Here is an 18346-nt window from a genome sequence, read left to right as displayed (position 1 = left end):
AATAAAACTCCATACTTGTGGAGTTTAGAAAAGTAAAAAATGTGAAAATGTATGCAAGATTTAAATTTATCCTTATGTTCGGATAATGCAAAATTGTGTTAGCAATGGGATAAATGGCTTAAAGCAAAGATATCGCACACTAAACAGGGAAGCAAGAAGCAAATGCTGCATGAAACTCAAACTATTAAAGGCTTTCGGCTTTCTCCTCATCAGAAACGCCTTTGGTTATTACAGCAAGATAGTTCTGCTTATCTGACTCAATGCTCCATTCTTATAGAAGGTAATCTCCAACTAGAAGTCTTAAAAGCAGGCATAGATAAAATCGTCAATCGACACGAAATTCTTCGGACAAGTTTTAGTCGCTTGCCTGGCGTAAAAATTCCCGTCATGGTTGTCTTGAATAGTAGTTCACCTTCATGGCGAGATATTGATTTAAGTGTTTTTCCCGTTCTGGAACAGTTGTCAAAAATTAAGGATATCTTCCAGAAGATGAGATATCAAAGTTTTGACTTAGAGCATGATTCAATATTGCAATTTGATTTATTAAAACTATCCATAAGAAAGTATATTTTACTTGTTTCTTTGCCTGCAATTTGTGCAGATATTTTGACAATAAAAAATCTGGTTAATGAAATCATTAATTCATATTTTAATTTCCATAAATATGAAGAGTTGTATGATAAAGCTGCACAATTCATACAATTTTCAGAATGGCAAAATCAACTAATTGCAGATAAGGATGCAGAGGCTGCTAACGAATATTGGCAAAAGCAAAAACTATCTAGACTCGTTGATTTAAAGTTGCCTTTTGAGAACAAGTCCTTAAAAAAATCAAGATTTGAGATAAATAGTTTCCAGTTAGCGATCGCTCCCGAGTTAACAGCGAAGATTGAAACTTTAGCCTACAAGTATGAAACATCTACTAATGTCGTATTATTAGCCTGTTGGCAAACGCTGATTTGGCGACTCACAGGACAGCCAGAGATAATCATTGGCATGGGGTGCGATCGCAGAGAATATGAAGAATTCAATGACATACTGGGACTACTTGCCACCTGGATACCGATTAAAAGTCATTTGCTCCCAGACTTTACCTTCCGAGAAGTCTTGGAACTTGCGGAAAAAACTTTAGATGAAGCTGTAGAGTGGCAAGATTATTTCGTTCCTGAACCCGCAGAAAATGACAATCATCTAGCTTTTCCAATTGGTTTTGAATTTGAAAAATTAACTGAAAAATGTCTGAGTACTGGTGTATTATTTACACTTGATAAATATTATAGTTGTATTGAGCCGTTCAAAGTTAAACTCACCTGTACTCAGTACAATAATACTTTGAAAGTAGAATTATACTACGATATCAATTATTTTTCTATAGATACTATTCAAAACTTAGCCAAGCAATTTCAAACTTTATTAACTAGTGCAACGGCAAATCCAGATGAGAAAATTAGTAAATTAGAAATACTTAACTACAGCGATCGCCAAAAACTGTTGGTTGAATTTAACAAAACTCAGGTTGATTACCCACAAGGTAAGTGTATTCACCAACTATTTGAAGCACAGGTAGAAAAAACACCTAATAATATTGCCGTTGTATTTGAAGACCAGCAACTGACCTATGGAGAACTAAACCGCAAAGCTAATCAACTAGCCCATTACTTGCAGCAGCAAGGAGTCAAGCCGGAAATTATCGTTGGTCTGTGTGTAGAGCGATCGCTCGAAATGATAATTGGTTTACTAGGCATTCTAAAAGCAGGTGGAGCCTATTTACCGCTAGACCCAACATTACCACAAGAGGCACTAGCATTACGGTTACAGGATGCTCAAGTATCATTGGTCATTAGTCATACCCCACAGCAAGTCCCTAGTGCATCTACGTCATTGGTGAATAGCTTGAGACAGATGACTAATGAGAAAGGACAAATGAAAGTCATCTGCTTGGGTGAAGACTGGGATACCATTGCTCAGTACGGGGATGAGAGTCCCACCACTGAGACAACTCCTGAGAATCTGGTCTATGTGTTGTATACTTCAGGCTCTACAGGCAAACCCAAGGGAGTTACTATTGAGCATCGGCAACTCATCAATTATATCTACGCAATTTTAGAGAAACTCAACTTGCAAACTGGTGCCAATTTTGCAACAGTTTCCTCCTTTGCAGCAGACTTGGGTAACACAGCAATCTTTCCATCTCTGTGTAATGGGGGATGCCTTCATGTGGTATCTCAAGAGCGTATTTCTGACCCAGCAGCCTTAACAGCTTACTTTGACATTCATCCAATTGATTGTCTCAAGATTGTGCCCTCCCACTTAGCAGCTTTTCTGGCATCTACTTACTCAGAAAAAATTTTGCCCCATCAGTGTCTGATTCTTGGTGGCGAGACGTTTAGTTGGCATCTGCTAACGCAGATTCAACAATACTCACCTAACTGCCGGATTTTCAATCATTACGGTCCAACAGAATCCACTGTTGGTGTGCTGTCTTATCTAGTAGAAAGTGGACAAGCTAATCATGATTCTGAAACTGTCCCTCTAGGTCGTCCCTTAAGCAATACGCAAGTCTATGTGCTTGATCAGCAGATGCAACCAGTTTCTATTGGTATGCCAGGTGAATTATACATTGGTGGCGCAAGTCTAGCGCGAGGATATTTAAATAGTTCTGAACTAACCACTACAAAATTCATCCCAAACCCTTTTAACAACGCACCAAAGGAAAAACTTTACAAAACGGGAGATCGAGTTCGTTACTTACCAGATGGAAATTTGGAGTTTCTTGGACGGATTGACAGCCAAGTGAAGATTCGAGGCTTTCGCATTGAGTTAGGAGAAATAGAGTCGGCACTGAAACAACATCCAAAGATACAAGAAGTTGTGGTCTTAGCTCGGGAAGATGAACCCGGTAATCAGCGCTTGGTCGCCTATGTTGTTATGAATCAGGGTCAAGCATCCAATACTAGCGAGTTACGTCTTTTCTTGCAGAATAAGCTACCCGAGTATATGATGCCGTCTGCCTTTGTAGTATTAAAGAAATTGCCCTTAAACCCTAACGGAAAAGTAGATCGTCTTGCACTACCTTCACCGGATACAGCTAGACCCGATCTAGAAGATACTTTTGTAGCACCTCGAACGCCTGTTGAAAAATTGCTGGCACAAATCTGGTCTGAAGTATTGCGGCTTGAGCGGGTTGGTGTTCACGATAATTTCTTTGATTTAGGTGGACACTCTTTGCTAGCCACTCAAGTTGTATCTCGTTTGCGTAATGCCTTCGAGGTAGACTTAGCCGTGCGCGACCTTTTTGAGACACCTACCATAGCTGATTTAGCTGTGATTATTGCACAAAGGCTAGCTCAAGCAACAGATAGTGAATTACTGGCTCAGGCGTTTGCAGAAATAGAGCAACTTTCGCAAGAGGAAGTTCAAGCAATACTTGGCGAACAACAGTTAATGAATTGGGAAGAGAGCAGGAAATGAGCGACTTAATTAAAGATATTGCTAATCTTTCTGTGGAGAAACGTGAGCTTCTTCTGCAACGACTCAGCCAGAAAAAAGAGAATACCTCTCGAACAAAAATCACGTCTCAAAGTCGAGATTCCAACATTTTCCCTCTGTCTTTCGCCCAACAACGACTATGGTTCCTTGAACAGTTAGAGCCAGGAAACCCCTTTTACAATCAACCCGGCGTCGTGTGTCTGACAGGAGCGCTCAATGTAGCCGTACTAGAGCAAAGTTTTAATGAAATTATACGTCGCCATGAAGTCCTACGCACTACTTTTACTGTTGTCGAGCGGCAACCAGTCCAAGTCATCGCTTCGACTCTAGTATTAAAGCTCCCAGTAGTTGACTTACAAAAACTTCCTTACGCAGATCGTGAGAAAGAGGTTATGCGCGTCGCTACTAAGGAAGCTCAAATACCGTTCAACCTAGTAGAGGGTCCGCTACTGCGATGTACTCTCCTACAACTGGACGAGGCAGAATACGTGTTGCTGTTTACAATGCATCACATTATCTCTGATGGCTGGTCAAAAGGGATACTCATTCGTGAAATGGCAGCGCTTTATGAAGCCTTTTCTACTGGACAACTTTCACCGTTAGCTGAACTGCCAATCCAATATGCAGACTTCGCAGCTTGGCAGCGACAATGGTTGCAAGCAGAGATACTACAATCCCAGATATCTTACTGGAAAAAGCAGTTAGAGGGGGCATCGGCAACACTAGAGTTACCCACTGACTACCCACGGCCTGCCATTCAAACTTTCCGGGGTACTACTTATTCATTCGAGCTATCTGTCGAGCTATCACAAGCCCTGAAGAAATTGAGCCAGCAGCAAGGAACTACCTTGTTTATGACTCTACTGGCAGCTTTTCAGACTTTGTTATGGCGATACACAGGGCAAGAAGATATTGTGGTCGGTTCACCCATTGCCAACCGCAATCGTGCGGACATAGAAGGGTTAATTGGATTTTTTGTTAATATCCTGGTACTGCGAACCAATTTGGCAGGTAATCCCACTTTCAAAGAGCTACTGACTCGTGTGCGGGAAATGGCATTGGGAGTTTATGCCCACCAAGATTTGCCTTTTGAGCAGTTAGTAGAAGAACTGCAACCACAGCGTTCTTTGAATCATACGCCACTGTTCCAGGTGATGTTTGCGCTTCAAAATGCACCGATATCGGCATTAGAGTTGCCTGGTTTGACTTTAAGTCTTCTAGAAAGCGACAGTGGCAGTGCAAAGTTTGATTTCACCCTGGATATGACAGAAACAGCACAAGGACTAGTTGGCATTCTGGAGTACAATACTGACTTATTCGAGGCAGGCACTATCCGGCAAATGGCAGGGCATTTGCAAACGTTACTCTCTGGGATTGTCGCTAATCCACAGCAGCGACTCTCAGAGTTACCGTTGTTAGCTGAAGTCGAGAAAGCGCTGTTAGTGAAGTGGAATGATACTCAGGCTGAGTATCCTAAAGACCAGTGTATTCATCAGTTGTTTGAAGCCCAGGTGGAACGGACACCCGATGCAGTGGCTGTGGTGTTTGAAGATGAGCAATTGACCTACTGTGAACTCAACGAACGCGCAAACCAACTGGCGCACTACCTGCGCTCCTTAGGAGTCAAAGCAGAGGTACTGGTGGGAATTTGTGTAGAGCGATCGCTCTCTATGGTCATCGGGCTGTTGGGCATCTTCAAAGCAGGAGGTGCTTATGTACCTCTCGACCCAATATATCCGAAAGAGCGATTAGCGCTCATGTTGCAGGATGCTCAGATACCAGTTCTCTTGACCAAACAGCCACTGCTGAATGCACTTCCCAAAAATAAATTTAAAATCGTTTGTCTGGATTCAGACTGGACAATCATTGCCCAGGAAAGTCAAGAAAACCTGTTTAATTTAACTCAACCTGAAAACTTAGCTTATCTAATCTATACTTCTGGCTCTACTGGAACCCCTAAGGGGGTAATGATACAGCATCGCTCTTTGGTGAACTATATCGAAACTGCATGTTTAGAATATGAAATAAAATCGCAAGATCACATACTACAGTTTGCCTCAATCAGTTTCGATGCAGCAGCAGAAGAAATCTTTCCATGTCTTGTGCAAGGTGCTACCCTAGTACTACGCACTGATGCAATGTTGAATTCTATACAAAATTTCTTACAACAATGTCGTAATTTGGGACTGACAGTACTCGACTTGCCCACAGCTTTTTGGCACCAAGTCACAGATGAAGTGTCTACTACGAATTTAACACTACCTGAAGCACTACGATTAGTTATCATAGGAGGCGAAAAAGCTGAACCCTCACGCCTAGAAGCTTGGCAGCAGCAAGTAGGTCAACGAGTGCGGTTGGTCAATAGCTACGGTCCCACAGAAACAACTATTGTGGCAACAATCTGCGACTTGTGTGAGTCAATATCTGTTCAGACAGATAAGCGCGAATTGCCAATCGGGCAGGCAATTAGAAATACTGAAACTTACGTACTTGACCCTTATCTGCAACTTGTTCCAGTGGGTGTTCCTGGAGAACTGTATATAGGGGGAGTGGGTGTGGCGCGAGGTTATCTCAACCAACCAGAGTTGACAGCTCTTGCATTCATACCCAATCCATACACTACAGAACCTGGAGCACGTATTTACAAGACGGGCGATTTGGTTCGCTACCGACCGGATGGGAATATAGAGTTTCTAAAGCGCATCGACCATCAAGTGAAAATTCGTGGCTTCCGCATTGAGCTCAGAGAGATCGAAGCTTTACTGAATCAACATCCTGCTGTTCAGGAAGCTGTAGTCGTAGCTAGGCAAGATGAGACAGATTACAAGCGTTTGGTGGCTTATATAGTTTCAAATATTAAATCTGATGTTATTGTGGAGGGACAGACGCCACCAAGAGAGTTTAACACTCAGCAAGTATCCCAGTGGCAGGCAGTCTTTGATAGCCTCTACAACCAGATAGACCCAGAGCAACAGTCGGGTTTCTATATTAAAGGCTGGGAAAGTAGTTACACAGGCTTGCCTATCCCCGATCAAGAAGTGCATGAGTGGATGGATCAAACAGTTGAGCGGATTTTGGCTTTACAGCCAACCCGTGTACTGGAAATTGGTTCTGGTGGTAGTGGTCTAATGCTTTTCCGAATTGCTCGTAATTGCACACAATACTGTGCAACAGACATCTCACAAAATGCTTTGCATATTCTCCAGCAACAGTTCAACAAGTTAGGGCAAGATTTACCTGGGGTAAGTTTCATCCAGAAGGCAGCAGATGACTTCACAGCGATAAATACGGATACCTTCGACACAGTATTCATAGTCTCAGTAGCCCAATATTTCCCAAGTGTTGACTACTTATTGAAAGTGTTGGAAGGTGCTGTAAAGGTGGTAGAGCCTGGAGGCTTTATCTTTTTGGGAGATGTTCGCAACCTATGCTTATTAGAGGCTTTTCACACCTCTGTTCAACTACATCGGGCACCAGCCTCCCTCTCTGTAGCAGAGTTACAGCAGCGCGTGCAAAAGCAAATATTTGCAGAGAAGCAATTGCTTATTGACCCAGCTTTCTTCATCGCCTTAAAACAGCATCTACCCAAGATTAGCCATGTGGAAATTCATCTCGAACGCGGGTATTCTCATAATGAGTTGACTAAATTCCGCTACGATGTGATTATTCATATAGAACATGAAGTTTATCCGACAGTAGAAATTCCGTGGTTAAATTGGCAGGAAGCAAAGTTGACGCTTTCATCTGTCCGTCAATTACTTGTAGAGACTCAACCGGATATTTTAGGAATTACTAGTGTACCTAATGCTCGTGTTCTGGCAGATATCCAAGCTGTGGAATTACTCAAAAACTCTGAAGGTTTCACAAATGCTGGTGATTTACGGGAAGCTCTCCAGAGAACTGTAAGTACTGGCGTAGAACCTGAAGAACTATGGGCTTTAAGTGAAGAACTACCTTATACCATCAATATTAGCTGGTTAGATTCTAGTGTCAATGGTCAATACCAAGTGGTATTTAAAAAGCGCACAACTGAATCGGTAATGAAGTCTATAGTAGTGATTCCTCCTTGCACTAAAAAAACTACTAGTCCTCAGTCTTGGAGCGATTATGCTAATACCCCACTACAGGCGATGTCCACTACTCACCTTGTGTCCTTGCTACGGCAGCACTTAGGATCGAAGTTGCCTGAGTACATGGTGCCGTCAGCATTTGTGATGTTGAATACTTTGCCGTTGACGCCAAACGGTAAAGTAGATCGCAGGGCGCTACCTTCAGCAGAGGGTCTTCGCCCAGAGTTAGAAACTGCTTACGTAATGCCACAAACTGAACTAGAGCAAACCATTGCTAATATTTGGCACAAAGCACTTAATGTAGAGAAAGTAGGTATTCACGATAACTTTTTTGAACTTGGTGGTCATTCATTGCTCATAGTTCAAATTCATAGTCAACTGTGTGAAATTTTCAAAACAGATTTATCAATGCTCGATATGTTTAGATATCCCACCATAAGCTCCTTAGTAGAGTACTTCAGTCAAGCCAATAATAAAATATCGTCTTCTGGTGACATTAATATTAAAACTGAGAAGCTGAAACAAGGTAAATATCAACAAAGCAAACGTCTTCAAAAAATGAAGTTAATTGCAAATAGTACAGGAATTGACGAAGAATGAATAATTCGACAGCATCTTCTCTAAGGAATGGCTCAGAAATAGCTATTATCGGCATGGGAGGGCGTTTTCCTGAAGCCAAAAATATTGATGAATTTTGGAAAAATCTCCAGAATGGAATAGAATCAATCTCTTTTTTCACCGATGAAGAACTCTTGTCATCAGGGATAGATTCATCTGTCTTAAGTGATCCTAACTATGTAAAGGCACAGGCTACATTAAAAGATATAGAATTTTTTGACGCTTCATTCTTTGGCTTTAATCCCAGAGAAGCAGAAATCACTGATCCGCAACACCGACTTTTTTTAGAGTGTGCTTGGGAAGCCCTTGAAAGTGCTGGATATAACTCAGAAACTTACAAAGGTAGTATTGGTGTTTATGCCGGATCTAGTTTGAGTGACTACTTAATCAAGCTTTATTTAAATCAAAATACTATACAATCTCTTTCTCATGACCAACTAGTGATTGGATGTGACAAAGATTATTTAACCACACGCGTTTCTTACAAACTCAACCTGGATGGACCGAGTTATACTGTTCAAACAGCCTGCTCAACTTCATTAGTTGCTGTCCACTTGGCTTGCCAAAGTTTGCTGAATGGTGAAAGTGATATTGCTTTGGCTGGTGGAGTTTCTATTAGATTGGCAAGAAAAGCCGGATATTTTTACACAGAAGGAGGTATACAATCTCCTGATGGACACTGCCGCGCCTTTGATGCTAAAGCACAAGGAACTGTTAGCGGTGAGGGTGTAGGCATTGTGGTATTAAAGCGATTAGAGGAGGCTCTTGCCGATGGTGATTGCATTCATGCTGTCATCAAAGGTTCAGCCATTAATAATGATGGTTCGTTCAAAGTTAGCTATACAGCCCCCCGTATCGATACCCAAGCAAAAGTTATTAGAACGGCTCAAATCATCGCGGAAGTAGAACCTCAGACAATTACTTATATTGAGGCACACGGCACAGCAACACCCATAGGAGATCCCATTGAAATTGCAGCGCTGACACAAGCTTTTCGCGATCGTACTCGGAAGAAGGGATTCTGTGCAATTGGTTCAGTTAAAACCAATATCGGACATTTGGACGCTGCTGCTGGTGTGGCTGGATTGATCAAAACCACGCTAGCACTTAAGCACAAACAGATACCACCCAGCTTGCATTTTCAAGAACCATCACCTCAGATTGATTTTATTAACAGTCCTTTTTACGTTAATAACTCTCTTTCTGATTGGAAGACAAACATAAACGGTATTCCGCGTCGCGCTGGAGTTAGTTCCTTTGGAATAGGGGGAACAAATGCCCATGTGATTCTGGAAGAAGCCCCAGTTGTCGAGCCATCAGGTTCTTCGCGTCCCTGGCAGTTGTTGCTGTTCTCAGCTAAGACTAGTACAGCGATAAAAACTGTGACAACCAATATAGCTGCTCATCTTCAGCAGCATACTTTGAACTTGGCTGATGTCGCTTACACTCTAAAGGTAGGTCGCCGAGCTTTTAACCATCGCCGCATGGTAGTGTGTGAAAATCTTGATGATGCTGTGAAGGTACTGAGTAGTGAAGACCCACAACAAGTATTCACCCACTATCAAGAATCATGTAATCGCCCTGTAGTCTTTATGTTTTCTGGACAAGGGGCGCAGTACGTAAATATGGGCAGGGAACTTTACCAGAGTGAACCCATCTTCAGAGAGCAAGTTGATCAGTGTTGTGAAGTATTAAAACCTCATATTGGGCTGGATTTGCGTACTGTGCTTTATCCAAGTGAACAACAGGCTCAACAAGCAACACAGCAGTTACTACAAACTGCTATTACTCAACCAGCACTGTTTGTGATTGAGTATGCCCTAGCTCAGTTGTGGATGGTATGGGGTGTACAACCGGAGGCAATGATTGGTCACAGTATTGGGGAATATGTGGCAGCCACTCTGGCTGGAGTTTTCTCCCTCGAAGATGCCCTGGCACTGGTAGCGCAGCGAGGAAAACTGATGCAGCAGTTGCCAACTGGTGCAATGCTGTCGGTTCAACTTCCAGAAGACGAGGTACAACCCTTATTGGAACCAGAACTATCTTTAGCTGCGAGCAATAGTCCCTCCTCCTGTGTAGTGTCGGGTTCTACAGAAGCAGTAGAAAAATTGCAACAGCAGCTACAAGAAAAAGGTGCAGGCTGTCGGCGACTGCATACTTCCCATGCTTTTCATTCCCAGATGATGGAACCCATCATAGACCAATATACACAGAACTTACAACTCGTCAAACTCAATCCTCCTCAAATTCCATTTGTCTCCAACGTTAGTGGGACATGGATTACACAAGCTGAAGCCACAGACCCCAACTATTGGGCGACGCATCTACGGCAGCCAGTGCGCTTTAGCGAAGGGGTCACGGAGTTGTTCAAACAACCAAAGCGAATCTTCCTAGAAGTTGGTTCAGGGCGGACGTTAAGCACTTTTACTAAACAGCATCAACAGGAAGAATTAATAGCGCTGACATCACTACGTCATCCCCAGGAACAACAGTCAGATGTGGCATTTTTACTTAATACTTTAGGTCGGTTATGGCTTTTCGGTGTTCAAATCGATTGGTCTAGTTTTTACACGCATGAACGGCGTCATCGCATCCCTCTACCGACGTATCCATTTGAGCGTCAGCGTTACTGGATTGAGACAAACCCTGAAACTAACCTAGCTACGGTATCACAAAAACCATTACACAAAAAGCAAAATATTGCGGACTGGTTTTATGTTCCTTCTTGGAAACACTGTTCGCTCCCCGTGCAGGCGCGAGATGTAACATCAACAGACCAAAAGTCATGCTGGTTAGTCTTTATTGATGATGTTGGAGTAGGTTCTCAAATTGCCAAACAACTCGAACAGCAAGGCCATGATGTCATCACCGTCACAGTAGGAGAACAATTTACCAAGCAGAGCGATCGCCTCTACGCAATTAATCCACAAGCTAGTAATGATTATGATGCATTGCTTAAAGAACTTAGCACGTTGGATTTAAATCCAAATGCGATCGCCCATTTTTGGAGTCTTACACCGAACAAGGGGAAAGAATCACCGCATCAGTTCTTTGATGAATGTCAAAATTTAGGTTTCTATAGTCTACTTTTCCTCGTGCAGGCGCTGGGAAAACAGGAAATTACTGATTCCCTCCAAATTCTAGCAGTGACCAACAATGTGCAGGAAGTGAATGGCGATGAAAAGTTATGCCCTGAAAAGGCGACTGTTTTGGGAATATGTAAGGTCATTCCACAAGAGTACTCCAACATCACCTGCCGTAGCATTGATATAGTCATTCCTGAATTACGGACTTCTCAAGAAAATCAACTTATAGACCAACTCCTGGCAGAATTCACTCATAATGCTTCTGAGAGTGTGGTTGCCTACCGTAGCAAGCATCGATGGGTGCAAACTTTTGAGCCAGTACAACTGGAGAAACCAGAGTCGGGAACAATACCTCTAAGGGAAGGAGGAGTGTACCTAATTACTGGTGGTCTTGGGGGAATTGGCTTGGTGCTGGCAGAATATCTAGCACAGACAGTGCGTGCCAAACTGGTTCTGACAGGGCGTTCAGGTCTTCCCCAAAACAATGAGTGGTCTCAATGGTTAGCAACTCATGATGAAAATGATCATGTGAGCCGCAAAATTAAGAAAGTGCAGGCATTAGAGGCGTTAGGTGCTCAAGTTCTAGTTTGCAGCGCTGATATTGCCCATGAAGAACAAATGCGGGCTGTGATGAGTCAGGCATCAAAGCGCTTTGGTCAGATTCATGGTGTAATCCATGCGGCAGGAATTGGAGGTGGTGGTTTAATTCAATTCCAGACACCAGAAAAGGTAGCAAGTGTTTTTGCATCCAAAGTAAAAGGAACACAAGTGCTTGATATTCTTTTCAAGGATGTTCAGCTAGATTTTCTGGTATTGTGTTCATCTCACATATCGATATTAGCAGGACCTGGGCGGGTAGACTATTGCACAGCAAATGCTTTTCTTGATGCTTTCGCTCACCACAATACTTCCAGACATAGCCCATTCACTGTATCTATTAACTGGGAGAATTGGCTAGAGGTGGGGATGTCAGTAGACGAAGCGTTGCGACAGAATCTCAAACCTGAAGAAGTTTTAGCGAACGCAATGTCTTCCAAGGAAGGTGTGGATGCCTTTAGCCGCATTCTTTGTAAAAGACTACCACAGGTAATAGTGTCGCCGGAGAATTTCCATGTTTGGATTGAGCGGAGCAATGCTAATTTTGCGTCCGTAGCATCTAGTGCCTTGGAAAGAGTAGAGAAGGCTCGTCCATCCAAACCAGTACACCCACGACCTCAACTAAGCAATGCTTATGTAGCTCCTAGAAATGAGGTCGAGCAAATTTTTGCTGATATCTGGCAACAATTGATAGGTATTGAGCAGATTGGTATACACGATAACTTCTTTGATTTGGGCGGGGATTCCTTTGTTGGTATTCAGGTCAGTGCTAGATTTCATAAAGCAGGCTTCCGGATTAACCCTCAACAGATATTTGAGCATCAGACAATTGCTGAGTTAGCAGCAGTGGCAGATACAACACAAGTGATACAGGCTGAACAGGGCTTAGTAACTGATTTAGTTCCCCCAGCGCCCATGCAGCACTGGTTCTTTGAACAGAATCAGCCCCAAGCACACCACTGGAATCAGGCAGTTTTGCTAGAGGCACTGCAAGTCATCGATGCAGTTTTGTTGGAGCAAGCATTCCGGCAAATACTAATGCACCACGATGCACTTCGCCTGAGGTTTATACACTCTGAATCTGGCTGGCAGCAGATCAACGCTAGCCCCGAAGAGGTTATACCATTTACACGGCTGGATTTGTCGGCATTCTCAAGAGAGGTTCAAAAATCTGCTATTGAAACAACCGCTGCAGAAACACAAGCCAGTCTGAACTTGTCAACAGGACCGATTGTGCGGGTTGTCCTCTTTGAACTGGGTGCCAACTCTTCAAGCCGCTTGCTAGTTGTCATCCACCACTTAGCGGTAGATTTCGGGTCTTGGCGAATCTTGTTAGAAGATATCCAGAGTGCTTATCAGCAACTCAGTCAGGGTCAGACAATTCAGCTTCCGCAGAAGACAACTTCCTTCAAGCAGTGGTCTTTCCAATTAAAGGAGTACGCTCACTCAACCAAGCTGCAGCAAGAGATGGATTACTGGTTGAGCGAACTTAACAAACAAGTTTCCTGCCTACCGATGGATTATCCTAGAGGTATTAACACTGTAGCATCAGTTCAAACAGTATCAGTAGCGATGAATGCAGAAGAGACTCAAGCGCTGCTACAGGAGATTCCATCGCTTTATAGAACCAATATACAAGAGGTTCTGCTCACTGCTCTTGCACAAGCTTTTGCACAATGGACAGGCGTCAACTCGCTGCTAGTTGATCTAGAAGGAAATGGGCGGGAGGCAACTATAGATCATGTAGATATATCGCGGACAGTAGGTTGGTTCACTACAATCTATCCTGTACTTTTGGATTTAGAGAATGCTAACAATCCAGGCGATGCATTGAAAGTCGTCAAAGAGCAACTTCGTTGCATTTCTAATCAAGGCATTGATTATGGAGTGCTACGCTACCTGAGTGAAGATGCGGGAGTTACTGAGAAAATTCGGTCACTTCCCCAAGCAGAGGTTATTTTCCTTTACCTTGGTCAGTTTGGTAAAAGCTTGCCTCAGTCAACTTTTTTCAAACCGACTGGAGAATTCAGTGGACCGGAGCACAGTCCACAAGGAACTCGTTCTCATCTGCTAGAGGTGACTGGGTCGGTTACTGAAGACCAGTTGGCACTGTCGTGGAACTATAGCTCTAATGTGCATCGACGTGAGACTATAGAAAAACTATCTCATAGTTTTGTAGAAGCGCTCAAGTCTCTCATCATCCACTCTCAGTATAAAGAAGCAGGAGGGTATACCCCTTCAGACTTTTCCGCAGCAAAGATAAGCCAAGAAAATTTGAGGAAGTTGTTGGCTCAGGCTGGTCAATTAGACAGGGAGAATTTTTAATGAAACAGGAGAATATTGAAGACATCTACGAGCTTTCATCTATGCAACATGGTATGCTTTTTCACACCATTGCTGCACCTAGTTCAGGAGTGTATTTCCAGCAGTTTTGCTGCACCTTGCATCAGCTTGACGTCTCAGCCTTCAAGAAAGCTTGGCAGCGAGTTGTGGATCGGCACTCGATTCTGCGTACTTCCTTCTATTGGAAAGGTCTTGATAAGCCATATCAAGTCGTGTATCAGCAAGTGGACTTGCCTTGGGAATTGCTAGACTGGCGGAAACTATCCTTACAGGAGCAACAAAAGCAGCAAGAATCTTTCTTAAAAGCGGATCGCGAACGCGGCTTTGAACTTTCCTTTGCTCCACTAATGCGTATAGCATTGATTAGGGTAACTGATGACGCTTATCTGTTGATCCATAGCCATCACCATATAATCTTAGACGGGCTGTCTTGGAATCTGTTGTGGAAGGAATTCTACAGCTTCTATGATGCCTTTTGCCAGGGTGATAATTTACACCTGGAACGGCTTCCTCCTTACAGAGATTACATTGCTTGGTTACAGCAGCAAGACCTATCCAAATCTGAGGTATTCTGGCGGCAGATGCTCAAAGGATTCACACTGCCAACACCACTGGGGATAGATAAAACTTCGGGTAGTTTCAAGAGCCAAGACGAAGAATATGAGCGGCAACACACCCATCTATCGGCAAATATCACAGCCGCCCTAAAGTCTCTTGCACGCCAGCATCAACTTACTTTAAACATCCTGTTTAAAGGAGCTTGGGCTTTGCTTTTGAGTCGTTATAACAATGAGGAAGATATAGTTTTTGGAGTCACCTCTTTTGGTCGGCCAGTTGCGCTTGAGGGTGTGGAGTCTATGGTGGGACTCTTCATTAATACGTTGCCGCTACGAGTACAAGTGCATAGTAATGCTTTTCTCTTGCCTTGGCTGAAGCAGATCCAATCCCAAGAAGTAGAAATGCGCCAGTACGAGTATAGTCCACTGATACAGATCCAACAATGGAGTGAAATAGCCCCTGGTCTGTCTTTATTTGAGAGCTTTTTAATTTTTAATAACCATTTAGTTGATTCTGCCGAAAGAAAGCTAGCTGAAAACATGAGGATCAGTAAATATCGATCATTTGAAAAGACAAACTATCCTCTTACCATAGCGGTAACGCCTGATGCAGATTTATTGGAGATGTCTATTGCAATTACATATGATACCCGTCGTTTTGACAGCGCTACTATTACGAGAATGTTGGGGCATTTAGAGACCTTGCTGCAAGCTATGGTTGCTAACCCCGAACGGCTACTTCGGGACTTGCCGTTGCTTACTGCACAAGAAAGTTATCAGTTGTTGGTATGGAATGATACTCAGGAAGAATATCCCCAAGAAAAATGCATCCATCAATTATTTGAGGCGCAAGTAGAACTTACGCCGGAAGCTATAGCAGTAGTTTTTGAAAACTCTGTGTTGACCTACTGTGAACTGAATGCTAGAGCAAATCAGCTAGCACACCACTTGCGATCGCGGGGAGTAAAACCAGAAGTATTAGTGGGAATTTGTGTGGAGCGATCGCTCGATATGGTAATCGGATTATTGGGCATCCTCAAAGCTGGCGGCGCATATGTACCCTTTGACCCAGCTTATCCACGAGAACGTTTAGCTTTGATGTTATCGGATTCTCAAGTATCAGTGTTGTTGACGCAACAGCAACTGGTTGATAAGCTTCCTGACCACAAGGCCCATGTTGTCTGCTTGGACAAAGACTGGGAGAGTATATCCCATACAAGCCAAGAAAACTTAGCTAGCAGTGTCACGGTTGCTAATTTAGCATATATCATCTACACATCTGGCTCCACAGGAAAGCCCAAAGGCATTGGTTTATGTCAAAGTTCTCTAATGAATCTGCTGCAATGGCATTTCTCATCTCTCTACAAAGGCGCACGTACCCTTCAGTTTGCCTCCTTGAGCTTCGATGCCAGCTTTCATGAGATATTTGCTACCTGGGGCACTGGCGGCACTTTATTCATCCTCTCAGAAAATTTACGAATGGATCCCCTTGGCTTAGGAAGATTTCTTTTAGAACAAGCAATTGAGAAAGTCATCTTCCCGGTTGTGATGCTACAGCAATTGGCCGAGTCAGTAGATGAGCACGGTACTACCCCCCAATATACTAAAATTTTCAGCAGTCTTCGGGAAATTATCACAACAGGAGAACAATTACAAATCACTCAGTCCATCATCAGGCTATTCAAATCCTTGAAGCATTGTTCTTTACATAACCACTATGGACCATCAGAAACCCATGTAGTAACTGCTTTCAATCTCAAGAAGAATGCAGATGAATGGTCATTTTATCCACCCATAGGCAAACCTATTGCTAACACTCAAATTTATATATTGGATCAACAATTCAATCCTGTACCGATCGGGGTTACTGGTGAACTTTATATCGGTGGAGTTTCCTTGGCGCAAGGCTATTTAAATCGACCGGATTTGACGGCTGAAAAATTTATTCCCAATCCTTTTAGTGATCAACTTGGTACCCGCTTATACAAAACAGGGGATTTAACCTGTTATCTCCCTAATGGAAATATTAAATATATAAAGCGTATTGACCACCAAATAAAAATCCGTGGGTTCCGCATCGAACTGGGAGAAATTGAAGTAGTACTGAGCCAGCATCGAGCCATAGAGCAGGTAGTTGTCCTTGCTCAAAAAGATGAAGCAGGGAACACGCGGTTAGTAGCTTATGTGGTACTTAACCACGAATCCACTCCTACAACTAGTGAATTGCGCTCTTTTTTGCACCCTAAACTGCCCAGTTATATGATACCGTCAGCATTTGTATTCCTAAAGGAATTGCCACTGACGCCTAATGGAAAAGTGAATCGTCAAGCACTGCCAATACCAGATAAAGCACAACTTGAATTGGAAAGAATTTTTGTTGCACCTCGGACAGTGGCACAAGAAATGGTAGCAGAGATATGGAAACAAGTTCTTGGTATTGAAAAAGTCGGCATTCACGATAATTTTTTTGAGTTAGGAGGTCATTCACTAATGACAACCCAAGTTACTTCTCGGATCAACCAAGCCTTGCAGATGGAACTACCCATACGTAGCTTGTTTGAATCACCTACGATAGAAAGTCTAATCAACGAAATTGCAAGAATTTGGGGTTCTCTGGAAGTTGTCGAAGAAATTGCTCGGACATGGAAAGAATTAGAACAAATTTCAGTTAACGAAGTGAAAATGCTTTAAGGATAAAAAGAATCAAAATAAATAACTAACGTGCCAAAAATCTTCTTATTATGTACTTAACAAAAGAGCAATTTGAAAAATATACAGACCAAGGGTTTGTTTTGTTAACTGAATGTTTTTCTAAAACTGAAGTTAATAGACTGAAAGTTGAATTGCCTAGTCTCTTCAGAAAAGAGACATCAGGAAGAGTTCTTGAAGAAGAAAGCAATATCGTGCGAGCAGTACATGGATCGCATAAAACTAATGAAATTTTTCAACGTCTATCTCGAAATCCAAGACTTGTTGAACCTCCTATGCAGCTTCTCGGCAGCAAAGTGTATATCTATCAGTTCAAAATTAATGCCAAGGCTGCATTTAGGGGAAACATTTGGGAATGGCACCAAGACTATATTTTTTGGCGCAAAGAGGACGGATTGCCAACAGCACGAGTGGTAAATGCCCTTGTGCTGTTGGATGATATGAATGAGTTTAACGGACCGCTATTTGTCATTCCCGGTTCTCATAAGGAAGGAATGATTGATGTTGTAGCTCAAAATACGAGTAACCGAGCAAAAGACGAAAGAGAACGTCCGGCATGGATATCAAATTTTACTGCAAAATTGAAGTATTCTCTCAATCAAGAGTTGGTTACTAATTTAGTATTGAAGTATGGAATCCTTTCTATAAAAGCTTCAGCAGGATCAGTGTTATTTTTTGATAGCAATCTTGTTCATGCTTCACCAAGTAACATATCGCCGTTTAATCGATCAGTTGCGATCGTGACTTACAATAGTGTTGACAATATTCCTTTACCCGTACAAAATCCACGACCAGAGTTTATTGTAAGTCGTGATTACCGACCAGTAGAGCCTCTGTCAAAAGATGCTTTATTGATTGAAAACTTGATGTAGAGTGA

5 protein-coding genes are annotated in these 18346 nt (G+C 42.7%); all 5 read left to right on the top strand.

Going from position 1 to position 18346, the window contains the following annotated elements:
• Positions 1 to 162: 162 nt before the first annotated feature.
• The 5 genes from ACFFAP_RS02620 to ACFFAP_RS02600 are packed head-to-tail and all read left to right on the top strand — an operon-like array spanning position 163 to position 18341.
• Positions 163 to 3471 (top strand): amino acid adenylation domain-containing protein, encoded by a 3309-nt coding sequence (locus ACFFAP_RS02620; protein ID WP_375509761.1) that lies wholly within the window; start codon positions 163 to 165, stop codon positions 3469 to 3471.
• Complete coding sequence (locus ACFFAP_RS02615; protein WP_375509760.1) at positions 3468 to 8159, top strand: amino acid adenylation domain-containing protein; 4692 nt, start codon at positions 3468 to 3470, stop codon at positions 8157 to 8159. The genes ACFFAP_RS02620 and ACFFAP_RS02615 overlap by 4 nt, the downstream gene beginning before the upstream one ends.
• Complete coding sequence (locus ACFFAP_RS02610; protein ID WP_375509759.1) at positions 8156 to 14185, top strand: SDR family oxidoreductase; 6030 nt, start codon at positions 8156 to 8158, stop codon at positions 14183 to 14185. Before ACFFAP_RS02615 ends, ACFFAP_RS02610 begins: the two co-directional genes overlap by 4 nt.
• Complete coding sequence (locus tag ACFFAP_RS02605; protein WP_375509758.1) at positions 14185 to 17451, top strand: amino acid adenylation domain-containing protein; 3267 nt, start codon at positions 14185 to 14187, stop codon at positions 17449 to 17451. Before ACFFAP_RS02610 ends, ACFFAP_RS02605 begins: the two co-directional genes overlap by 1 nt.
• 50 nt (positions 17452 to 17501) lie before the next feature.
• Entirely contained in the window at positions 17502 to 18341 is an 840-nt protein-coding gene (locus tag ACFFAP_RS02600; protein ID WP_375509757.1) for a phytanoyl-CoA dioxygenase family protein, read from the top strand.
• Positions 18342 to 18346 lie beyond the last annotated feature (5 nt).

Origin of the sequence: uncultured Nostoc sp. (assembly GCF_964245575.1) — a bacterium.
GTDB lineage: Bacteria > Cyanobacteriota > Cyanobacteriia > Cyanobacteriales > Nostocaceae > Nostoc.
The sequence above is the reverse complement of the archived record's forward strand: the minus strand, read 5'-3'. Positions and strand labels throughout refer to the sequence as shown.

Coding starts and splice junctions, on each gene's coding strand:
- ACFFAP_RS02620 (WP_375509761.1), top strand. CDS start 163: ATGCTGCATGAAACTCAAACTATTAAAGGCTTTCGGCTTTCTCCTCAT.
- ACFFAP_RS02615 (WP_375509760.1), top strand. CDS start 3,468: ATGAGCGACTTAATTAAAGATATTGCTAATCTTTCTGTGGAGAAACGT.
- ACFFAP_RS02610 (WP_375509759.1), top strand. CDS start 8,156: ATGAATAATTCGACAGCATCTTCTCTAAGGAATGGCTCAGAAATAGCT.
- ACFFAP_RS02605 (WP_375509758.1), top strand. CDS start 14,185: ATGAAACAGGAGAATATTGAAGACATCTACGAGCTTTCATCTATGCAA.
- ACFFAP_RS02600 (WP_375509757.1), top strand. CDS start 17,502: ATGTACTTAACAAAAGAGCAATTTGAAAAATATACAGACCAAGGGTTT.